Source organism: Stenotrophomonas sp. STEN063 (genome assembly GCF_056854515.1).
The window spans coordinates 17,770-27,434 of the sequence record NZ_JBXFWF010000065.1 but is presented as its reverse complement, the minus strand read 5'-3'; the positions used below and the strand labels follow the sequence as shown (position 1 = coordinate 27,434).

Here is a 9,665-nt window from a genome sequence, read left to right as displayed (position 1 = left end):
CCCCCACCTGGGGCGGCGGCGCGGGGCCGCCCCCGGGTCGGCGGGGGGGCGTCCGGGCTATGGATCGGCGGCCCGGGGGGCGGCACTACATCCAGAAGCTTGCCCTCATCCCAACCCCCGCTGCGCACCCCGGCCCTTGCGCTGGCGCAAGGGCGTTCGAGCAGCAGCGAACCAATGGTTCGCAGCCTGCTGCTCTCACCCCGTGAACGGGAGAAGGGCTTCAAGCACTCAGCATTTCTGCGGCTCAGATCGCCTTGGCCAGCTCAGCTGCCAAACCGGCGTAGCCGCCCGGGGTCAGCTCGCGCAGGCGCTGTTTGGCGTCGGCCGGCAGTTCCAGGGTTTCGATGAACGCGCGCATCGAATCGGCGGTGATGCCATGACCACGGGTCAGGGCCTTGAGCTGCTCGTAGGGATTCGGCAGGCCGTGGCGGCGCATCACCGTCTGCACGGCTTCGGCCAGCACTTCCCAGGCAGCGTCCAGATCGGCGTCTAGGCGCTCCGGGTTCACGGTCAGCTTGCCCAGGCCCTTGGCCAGCGACTCCAGGCCTACCTGGCTGTGGCCGAAGGCGGTGCCGACGGCGCGCAGTACGGTGGAATCGGTCAGGTCGCGCTGCCAGCGGCTGATCGGCAGCTTGGCACTGAAGTGCTCGAACAGGGCATTGGCGATACCGAAGTTGCCTTCGGCATTCTCGAAGTCGATCGGGTTGACCTTGTGCGGCATGGTCGAGGAGCCGACTTCGCCTTCCTTGAGCTTCTGCTTGAAGTAGCCCAGCGAGATATAGCCCCAGATGTCGCGGGCCAAGTCGATCAGGATGGTGTTGGCGCGGCGTGCGGCATCGCCGATCTCGGCGACGTTGTCATGCGGCTCGATCTGGGTGGTGTAGGGGTTGAACACCAGGCCGAGCGAGGTCACGAAGCGCTCAGCGAAGGCCGGCCAGTCGATGTTCGGGTAGGACACGACGTGGGCGTTGTAGTTGCCGACGGCGCCGTTGATCTTGCCGGTCAGCTCGACCGCGCCGATCTGGCGGATCTGCCGTTCCAGGCGGGCGACGACGTTGGCCAGTTCCTTGCCCAGCGTGGTCGGCGAGGCGGTCTGGCCGTGGGTGCGCGACAGCATCGGCTGTTCGGCCTGGGCGTGCGCCAGCTGGCGCAGCGAGGCGGCGATGCCGCCGTAACCGGGCAGGATCACCTTGTCGCGGGCTTCGGCCAGCATCAGGCCGTAGGACAGGTTGTTGATGTCCTCGCTGGTGCAGGCGAAGTGCACGAATTCCAGTGCCGGTGCCAGCTCGGCGTCGTCCTTGAGCTGCTCCTTGATGAAGTACTCAACGGCCTTGACGTCGTGGTTGGTGGTGCGCTCGATCTCCTTGACGCGGGCAGCGTTCTCGACCGAGAAGCCATCGGCGAGTGCACGCAGCTTGGCCTTGCCGGCTGCCGAGAAGTCGGCCAGCTCGGTGATGCCCGGTTCGGCGCCCAGCGCCAGCAGCCATTCGATCTCGACCTTGACGCGGGCCTTGATCAGGCCGTACTCGGAGAAGATCGGGCGCAGGGCGTCGACCTTGCCGGCATAACGGCCATCAAGCGGGGACAGGGCGAGCAGGGCGGCTTCTTGGCGGGACGTATCCGTCATGGCGGCAGGCGTTGGGCAGTAGCGGGGGCGCATATTCTACGCTGCCGGGGCAACCGCCGCTGGCGGGCCATTGAATCCCGTCGGCCGCAGGTGCCATCGCCGCACATGACGGGTATGGTGTGCGCAGCCGCCAGCCAGGGAAGCCTGCCCATTGCCAGCCGCAGCAGCTTCCTTTTACCCCAACGAAGATGTGCGGAGTTGATGATGAGCAAGGTTTCCAAGAGTGGTTTCCGGACCGAACACGACAGCATGGGCGAACTGCAGGTGCCCGCCGAGGCCCTGTGGGGCGCGCAGACCCAGCGCGCGGTCGAGAATTTCCCGATTTCCGGGCAACGCATGCCGCGCGCCTTCATCCGGGCGCTGGGCCTGATCAAGGGCGCTGCGGCCGAGGTCAACACCGGTCTGGGGCTGCTGCCCAAGGGTGTTGGCAAGGCGATCCAGTCGGCGGCCACCGAAGTGGCCATCGGCGCGCATGACGCCCAATTCCCGATCGATGTCTACCAGACCGGCTCGGGCACTTCGTCGAACATGAATGCCAACGAGGTCATCGCCACGCTGGCCAACCACGGTGGCAAGGCCGGCAAGACCGTGGTGCATCCCAACGATCACGTCAATCTGGGGCAGAGCTCCAATGACGTCATCCCGACCGCCATCCGCGTCTCGGCCCAGCTCGAGGTGATGGAATCGCTGCTGCCGGCGCTCAAGCACCTGCGCAAGACCATCGACAAGCGCGCCCGCACGCTGGGCAAGATCGTCAAGACCGGTCGCACCCACCTGATGGACGCGATGCCGCTGACCTTCGCCCAGGAATTCGGCGCCTGGTCGGCCCAGCTGGCCTCGGCCGAAGGGCGCATCGAGGATGCCTTGAAGCGCTTGCGTCGTTTGCCGCTGGGCGGTACCGCGATCGGCACCGGCATCAACGCCGATCCGCGCTTTGGCGGCAAGGTGGCACGGGCGCTGTCGCTCAGCACCGGGGTCAAGTTCGAGAGTGCCGCCAACAAGTTTGAAGGGCTGGCCGCGCAGGATGACGCGGTGGAACTGTCAGGTCAGCTCAATGCGCTGGCGGTGGCCTTGATCAAGATCGCCAACGACCTGCGCTGGATGAACTCCGGCCCACTGGCCGGCCTGGGCGAAGTGGAGCTGCCGGCTTTGCAGCCGGGCAGCTCGATCATGCCGGGCAAGGTCAATCCGGTGGTTCCGGAAGCAACGGTGATGGTGGCTGCGCAGGTGATCGGCCACCATGCGGCGATCACCGTGGCCGGGCAGACCGGCAACTTCCAGTTGAACGTGGCGCTGCCGCTGATCGCGGCCAACCTGTTGGATTCGATCCAGCTGCTGTCCAATGTGATGAACCTGCTGGCCGACAAGGTGTTCGTGGGTCTGGTGGTCAAGCAGGAGCGAGTGCGCGAGGCCTTGGCCCGCAATCCCATCCTGGTGACTGCGCTGAACCCGATCATCGGCTACGAGAAGGCCGCGGCGATTGCCAAGCGCGCCTACAAGGAGCAGCGGCCGGTGTTGGAGGTGGCGCTGGAGGACAGCGGTTTGTCCGAGGCCGAGCTGAAACGCCTGCTGGATCCGGCGGCGCTGACCCTGGGTGGCATCCACGATCATTGAGGCGCGTAGTGCCGGCCCAAGGTCGGCATTGCCGTGCTTTACCCCCTCCCTTTCGCGCAGCGAAGGGGAGGGCTGGGGAGGGGTTGGCTTTCGGCCCTTCGGGTGCTGTTGGCGTCGCGGTTTACGCAGCTCCTGCGGGAGAGGTTGCTGGGCAAGCCTCTGCCGAGCATGGCTCGGCACTACTTTGACCTTGCCGGTACAGCCATTGCCGACCATGGGTCGGCACTACAGGCTCAGCGCACAGCGCGCAGGTTGGCCAGGGATTCGTCGTACTTCTCGAACTCGGGAATGTGCTTGGCCAGGTCCGGCGGGAACGGCGACTGGCCTTCGGGGATCTGCAGCGGCAGCGTGCGCTCCTGTGCGGATGCCGGATCGGCGTCCACCAAGGTGTTCTGGCGCAGGATCTGCAGCTTGACGAAGCTGGTCTGCAGCATTGCCTGCTGCTCGGCGTTCAAGGGGATGACGATGTCATCAACGCGCAGGCGTCCATCCGGCAGGATGTCCAGGTTGGGGTAGGGCGCGCGGCGGATGGCGATGCGCTCGAGGGTGACCTCGGCCTTGGGCTTGCTGCGCTCGCTGCGGTGCTCGGCGTACTTCTCGCGGTCACAGCCGGTGGCCAGGGTGGCGAAGGCAACGAGGATCAACAACAACAGTCTTTTCATGGCAGCAGGGCAGCAACGACGGGGGCGGTCATTCTACCGCCCCCGCCAGAGTGCTGGTCAGGCCCCACTATCAGGGGATCTGGACATTGCCGTTGCCGTTGCGGCAATCGTCGATATCGCTCTGGTCCATCTTTGCGTACGGCTTGAACTCGGGCACCGCCGCAGCCAGTTGCTGCTGGGTGGCCATGAGCGCAGGCAACTGGTCGCAGATCTTGGCGGCGCTGGCCTTGATCTTGTCCGCCTCGGCATTGATGCGTGCTTCGATCTGCTCGGAGTTGCCAGAGAAGATGCCCTTGATCGCTTCGCCCGCAGCCTGTGCACCGAGATTGGCCCCCTGCACACCGATGTCGATGCCAGCCTCGGCGATACCGATCACCTGCGTGCGGTAGCGCAGGGTAATCGCGCGTTGGCTGTCATTGAGCGGGATGGAGGTGCTGTTGATCAGCAGGTCGCCGGTCGGGGTGACCTCCACCTTGGCGCCATCGGAGCCGATGCTGATGTTGCCCTCCGCCATTTCCTTGCGGGCTTTGTCGGTGGCTTCGCGGACCTTGGCGCCGATGGTGGTGTCGGTCGCAGGTGCATTGGCTGCCGGCTTCTCGCCGCAGGCGGCCAAGGGGAGTGTAAGCGCCAGGGCGAGCAGGGATGCGTTGAGGATCTTCATGGTGTGCGTTCCGTTGCAATTGGAAGGAATTAGCGTTTTTTGGGCAGATCGACGCTGCCGCTGATGCCGGAATGGTTCACCGAGCCGCTGCCGAGGCTATCCACCTTGAGGCTGGCGGCGCCACGGACGTCGAGGTCGCCCGAGCCCAGCGAGCCCAGGCTCACCGCGCCGCGGCTGTCGCGAATGTCGACGTCACCGGAGCCGATGCTTTCGATGCTTACCGCGCCCTGTACACCGCGCAGTTCGACGTCGCCGGAGCCTACAGTGCCGACCCGGGCGTCGCCGCGGACGCCGTCGATCCTGGCATCACCCGATCCCACCGAAAGCACGTGAAGCGAGCCGATGTTGTGGAATTCGACATCGCCTGAACCCACTGCCGCCGTTGCCAGGCCCTTGATGTCACGCGCACTGACATCGCCAGAGCCCACGTCAGCGCTCATGCTCTTGGCACCGGCCAGGGAGGCATCACCGGAGCCGACCTTGAGCTGTACCAGAATGTCGTCCGGCAGGCTGCCGGTCAGGTCCAGATAGGCGTAGGTGTGACCCATGTTGATGTTCAGCCCCTGGCTGCGGCGTTCCAGCGTCACCACCAGCTTGTCGCCAACCTTGCGCTGGCTCAGCGAGAGCTGGTCCAGCAGTTCCTGGCTGGAAGCACAGCCGCGTCCGCTGACGGTCGCTTTTGCGCCCGGGCTGGCCTGCAGGCGCAGGTCATGGCTGTTCACTTCAAACATCACGGTCTTGCTGCTTCCCAGGTCCAGGTTCAGTGACTGCGGTGCGGTAAACGCGCAGGGCTGGCTGGCGAAGGCTGCGCCCGGCGCAGCCAGCAATGCGGCCAGTACAAACGTCTTGTGCATGAACATTCTCCTGATCAGAACTCAGATGTCGTCGCGACGGCGGCGCAGGTAGATGGCGGCGACGATCAAAGCGATACCGACAACGGCGCCGATCCAGATATCCGGATTGGAGAGTACCTTGCCCAGGCTATGGTGCTGCAGCAACCACTGCACCAGGTCGGCCGGGGTCTGCAGGTCTTCGCCACGGATGTTGGTGTCGGTCAGACCGCGCGGCAGCCAGGAAGACGGGAACACGCTGAGCAGGCCGCGGTAAGCAACGGTGTACCAGATCCAGCCCAGCGGCAGCTTCACGCCCGGCATCGCGCCGAGGATGCTGATCATGGTGCAGGCCAGCAGCGGGATCAGCACCGCCCACAGGAACGGCTTGGTCCGCACCAGCGCCGAGCAGAACATCAGCCAGCCGACGGTTGGCAACGCCCACAGCAGGCTGACCGGAAGCGTGCTCAGGACCAGGCCCAGGATGCGGAACGGATGCGAGTGGGTGGCAATCGCCCAGGGGCTGGTGGCGCCGGCACCGGCCGCGCCCAGCATGGCCACTACCCACAGCACCAGGCCGACAGCCAGGCCGATGGCCATCGCGATCAGCGGTGCCAACACCAGTGCCCACAGGGCCTTGGACAGCACGGTCTGGGTGTCGGAGACCGGCAATGACTTCCAGAACAGTACGCTGCGGTCGCGACGGTCGTCGTAGAGGCTACCCAGGGCGTAGAAGAACACCACGAAGGCCAGGATCAACGAGGCCAGGAAGATGCCTGCCAGCAGCAGGCCATCGCCGAATGCGCCCATGACCTTGAGGTATTCGCTGACATCGCCGGTGTGGTTGATGCCATCGGAATTGCGGGCGGCGAACACGCCAATCAGCGCGCCGATGACGGCGAACAGGACGGCGATGCCGCCGGTGATGACCTGGGCCCAGACGAAGCCGCCCCGGTTTTCCCAGTACTCACGCTTGAGCAGCCATTTGAACTTGCCGAGCGGGGTGATGTGGTGAGCGGCGTTCATGCGTAGGTTCCCTTCATGGTGGCCACGAACAGGTCGGCCAGGCCGGGGGTGCGGATTTCGCCCATGGCGGCGAGTTGGTTGCGGTTGGCGCCATCGAACAGCAGCACGGTCTTGCCGAATGGCAGGGCGCGTTCTTCGATCGGACCAAGGGCGCGGGCGGCCTGCAGCGCGTCGGCCGAGGCCAATAGCTCGGTGTAGCGCTCGGCCAGTGCCTCCATGTCGGAGGACAGCACGATCGAACCGTCGCGGATGAACAGCACGTCGGTCAGGATGTGCTCGACCTCTTCCACCTGGTGGGTGGTGATGATGATGGTCTTCTGCTCATCGAAGTAGTCCTCCAGCAGGCGCTGGTAGAACTCCTTGCGGTACATGATGTCCAAGCCCAGGGTGGGCTCATCCAGCACCAGGATCCTGGCGTCGATGGCCATCACCAGTGCTAGGTGCAGCTGCACCACCATGCCCTTGGACATCTCACGCACGCGCTGCTTCGGATTGAGCTTGGTATTGGCGAGGAAACGCTCGCAGCGGGCGCGGTCAAAACGCGGATGCACGCCGGCGACGAAGTCGATGGCTTCCTTGACCCGCAACCAGCGCGGGAGCACCGCCACGTCCGCGATGAAGCAGACATCATTCATCAGGTCATCGCGCTGGCTGCGCGGGTCCATGCCCAATACCTGCAGGTCGCCGTCAAACGAGGTCAGGCCGAGCACGGCTTTGAGCGCCGTGGTCTTGCCGGCGCCGTTGGGCCCGATCAGACCGACGATGCGGCCCGGTTCGATGGTGAAGCTGGTGTTGTCCAGCGCTGGCTTCTGCTTGTAGGCCTTGCGCAGGCCCTTGGCGGAAACGACGGCTTCGACGGCGTTCATAGAGTGGTCCCCGGTGGCAGCAAATCTTCCATGGTCAGGCCCAGGCGCTGGATGCGCTCCAGCACGGCCGGCCATTCGTCATTGAGAAAACGATCACGCTCGTTGCCGCGCAGCTTCTGGGCGGCCTCCTCGGTCATGAACATACCAAGGCCACGGCGTTTCTCGACCAGGTTCTCGTCGGCCAATTCCTGATAGGCGCGCGAGACGGTGATCGGATTCAATTGGTACTCGGCCGCTACCTGGCGTACCGAGGGCAGGGCATCGCCCGGCTTCAGGATTCCGTCCAGCATCATCGCTATCACGCGATCCTTCAGCTGGCGGTAAATGGGAGCGCCATCGCTCCACTGGATATCGCTCATGGGTCAGCTCCGCGAATTCAGCTGTGCGAAAGAAAAATAAGGCATCGAAAGACTGGTCCGCATACGCCGGGCCGGTCGTTTCGTTTTGGGGCTTTCGTCGGCATCCTGCCCATCACCGCCCACCTGGGCTGCATAATCCCTGGCATCGGCAAGGCCGTTGCCGAGGGAGCTGGAGCAGCCCAGCAACAGCAAGGTGCCAGTGACCATCAGTGCGTGGAGAGCGTGTCTGCCCTGCTTGGTGTTCATGGGGCCCCTGTGTAGGGTGGCTGGTGTTGTATGCAACTATAACACCGACACGCCGACATGCAACTGATTCTGACCAAACTAATGGCCTATGCCGCTCCAAACTTGCTTGTTGTGCCCAGGAGAAACCAGTGAACATTCGTAATTTATTGATTTCAATTGCTTTTGTGGCCGGCGTTGGAAGTGCGGCGGATGCGCTCGCAGGTCCGTTGCTGGACCGCAGCTACCGTTCGCTGGCCGGAAAAGACGAGGTGAACCTGAATCGCGCGTATGGCGGCAAGGTGCTGCTAGTGGTGAATACCGCCTCCAAGTGCGGGTTTACCCCGCAATACGAGGGGCTGGAGGCATTGCAACAGGAACTGTCGCCACGTGGTTTTGCCGTGTTGGGCTTTCCGTCCAATGATTTCAAAGGCCAAGAGCCAGGTAGCGAGGCGCAGATCCAGGAGTTCTGCACACTTACTTATGGGGTGAAATTCCCCATGTTCGAGAAAGTGCATGTGATTGGTCCGGAGGCAACACCGCTGTACCAGGACCTGACCCGCCTCAGCGGCGTGGCACCGGGCTGGAACTTTCATAAATATCTGATATCACGCGATGGGCGCGTGCTGGCGCAGTTCCCGAGCAAAGTAAAGCCGGATGATCCGGAACTGCGCGCGGCGATTGATCGCGCGCTGGCCGCAGCTGCGCCACAGCGCTGACGTGCCTCGACATCTGCGGTGCGCGTGCGACAATATCGCCCCTCGCGCCGCCGGTGGCGTTTGTTCACTTCCAGGAATGCAGCGAATGAAGATGGGAAAGCGTGGCGCGGTTGCGTCGCTTCTGATTTTGGCGATGGCGGCCCCCGGGGTCGTTTTTTCGCAACAACCTGCCGCTGCGGCGGCGACCAAGGAGAAGTCTGTTTTGACCTCGGATCGTGAAAAGATTGGCTACGCCATCGGCATCGACGTGGCCAGCTCGTTTGAGCCGGTTGCCTCGGAAGTAGACGTGGCCGCAATGCGCCGCGCTGTTGAGAACGCCTTTGCTGGCGGCCAGCCGCTGTTGTCGCAGGAAGATGCGCAGAAGACCGACCAGGCATTGCGCACCGTGATGATGGCGCGTTCGGGCCAGCAGGTTCCGGGCATGGCGCCGGGCAGCGCACCGCCCTCGGTTGACCGCGAAAAGGTTGGCCTGATGCTGGGCAGCTTCGCCGTTGGCCCGTCGCTGGCACGCATCAAGGATGACATCGATCTGAATTCGGTGTTCCAGGCGATCAGCACCGTGTTCGCCAAGGGCACCCCGCTGATGACCCACGAGCAGGCGCAGGGCGTGCTGCAGGCATTCAGCGCCACCAAAGAAGCTGAAATGAAGGCTGAGGCCGGCAAGGCCGCCCAGGCCAATCGTGAGGCAGGCAATGCCTTCCTCGCCAAGAACAAGACCCAGCCGGGCGTGGTGACCACCGCTTCGGGCCTGCAGTACCAGGTGATCCGCGCCGGCAGCGGCGAGCGCCCGATGGCCACCAGCCGCGTGCGCGTCAACTACGAAGGCAAGCTGCTCAGCGGCGAAGTGTTCGACAGCAGCTACCAGCGCGGTCAGCCGGTTGATTTTGGTCTGGACCAGGTCATCAAGGGCTGGACCGAAGGCGTGGCGCTGATGCCGGTTGGTTCCAAGTACCGCTTCTGGATTCCGGGCGAACTGGCCTATGGCGAAGCCGGCACCCCGGGCGGTCCGATCGGCCCGAACGCGACGTTGAGCTTCGACGTCGAGTTGCTGGGCGTCATGCCGTAAGGCTGAGTTACGG

General features: G+C 64.2%; 11 protein-coding genes. 3 read left to right on the top strand and 8 right to left on the bottom strand.

Annotated features, from left to right (window positions below):
- Positions 1-244: 244 nt before the first annotated feature.
- Positions 245-1,627, bottom strand: coding sequence for an adenylosuccinate lyase (gene purB, locus AC1VWL_RS15710; protein WP_482987310.1), 1,383 nt, complete (start codon positions 1,625-1,627; stop codon positions 245-247).
- Positions 1,628-1,831: 204 nt separating this feature from the next.
- Here purB and AC1VWL_RS15705 point away from each other — a divergent pair, with 204 nt between their 5' ends.
- Entirely contained in the window at positions 1,832-3,241 is a 1,410-nt protein-coding gene (locus AC1VWL_RS15705) for a class II fumarate hydratase (protein WP_482987309.1), read from the top strand.
- A 233-nt stretch (positions 3,242-3,474) separates the two neighbouring features.
- Here the strand turns inward: AC1VWL_RS15705 and AC1VWL_RS15700 are convergent, their stop codons facing one another.
- The 7 genes from AC1VWL_RS15700 to AC1VWL_RS15670 all read right to left on the bottom strand — a co-directional run bounded on the left by AC1VWL_RS15700 (position 3,475) and on the right by AC1VWL_RS15670 (position 7,891).
- A complete protein-coding gene (locus AC1VWL_RS15700; protein ID WP_481615058.1) occupies positions 3,475-3,903 on the bottom strand; it encodes a hypothetical protein in 429 nt (142 codons plus the stop codon).
- A 70-nt stretch (positions 3,904-3,973) separates the two neighbouring features.
- The gene (locus tag AC1VWL_RS15695; RefSeq protein WP_296246200.1) at positions 3,974-4,564 is read right to left on the bottom strand and encodes a DUF2884 family protein; all 591 of its coding nucleotides are present in this window, start codon (positions 4,562-4,564) and stop codon (positions 3,974-3,976) included.
- Positions 4,565-4,593: 29 nt separating this feature from the next.
- The gene (locus AC1VWL_RS15690) at positions 4,594-5,418 is read right to left on the bottom strand and encodes a DUF4097 family beta strand repeat-containing protein (protein WP_482987308.1); all 825 of its coding nucleotides are present in this window, start codon (positions 5,416-5,418) and stop codon (positions 4,594-4,596) included.
- Between the two features lie 21 nt (positions 5,419-5,439).
- Positions 5,440-6,420 carry an ABC transporter permease gene (locus AC1VWL_RS15685; protein ID WP_481615055.1) on the bottom strand — a complete coding sequence of 327 codons (981 nt, stop codon included), beginning with the start codon at positions 6,418-6,420 and terminating at the stop codon, positions 5,440-5,442.
- The gene (locus tag AC1VWL_RS15680; protein WP_482987307.1) at positions 6,417-7,286 is read right to left on the bottom strand and encodes an ABC transporter ATP-binding protein; all 870 of its coding nucleotides are present in this window, start codon (positions 7,284-7,286) and stop codon (positions 6,417-6,419) included. Before AC1VWL_RS15680 ends, AC1VWL_RS15685 begins: the two co-directional genes overlap by 4 nt.
- Positions 7,283-7,645: a GntR family transcriptional regulator gene (locus tag AC1VWL_RS15675; protein ID WP_282269510.1), complete on the bottom strand. Its 363-nt coding sequence runs from the start codon at positions 7,643-7,645 to the stop codon at positions 7,283-7,285. The genes AC1VWL_RS15680 and AC1VWL_RS15675 overlap by 4 nt, the downstream gene beginning before the upstream one ends.
- A 3-nt stretch (positions 7,646-7,648) precedes the next feature.
- Positions 7,649-7,891: a hypothetical protein gene (locus AC1VWL_RS15670; RefSeq protein WP_482987306.1), complete on the bottom strand. Its 243-nt coding sequence runs from the start codon at positions 7,889-7,891 to the stop codon at positions 7,649-7,651.
- 146 nt (positions 7,892-8,037) lie between these two features.
- On the opposite strand from AC1VWL_RS15670, the gene AC1VWL_RS15665 reads away from it, so the two are divergent.
- A complete protein-coding gene (locus tag AC1VWL_RS15665) occupies positions 8,038-8,586 on the top strand; it encodes a glutathione peroxidase (RefSeq protein ID WP_481615061.1) in 549 nt (182 codons plus the stop codon).
- 85 nt (positions 8,587-8,671) lie between these two features.
- On the top strand, positions 8,672-9,652 hold the full coding sequence (locus AC1VWL_RS15660; RefSeq protein WP_481615052.1) for an FKBP-type peptidyl-prolyl cis-trans isomerase N-terminal domain-containing protein: 981 nt from the start codon (positions 8,672-8,674) through the stop codon (positions 9,650-9,652).
- The last annotated feature ends 13 nt before the right edge of the window (positions 9,653-9,665 follow it).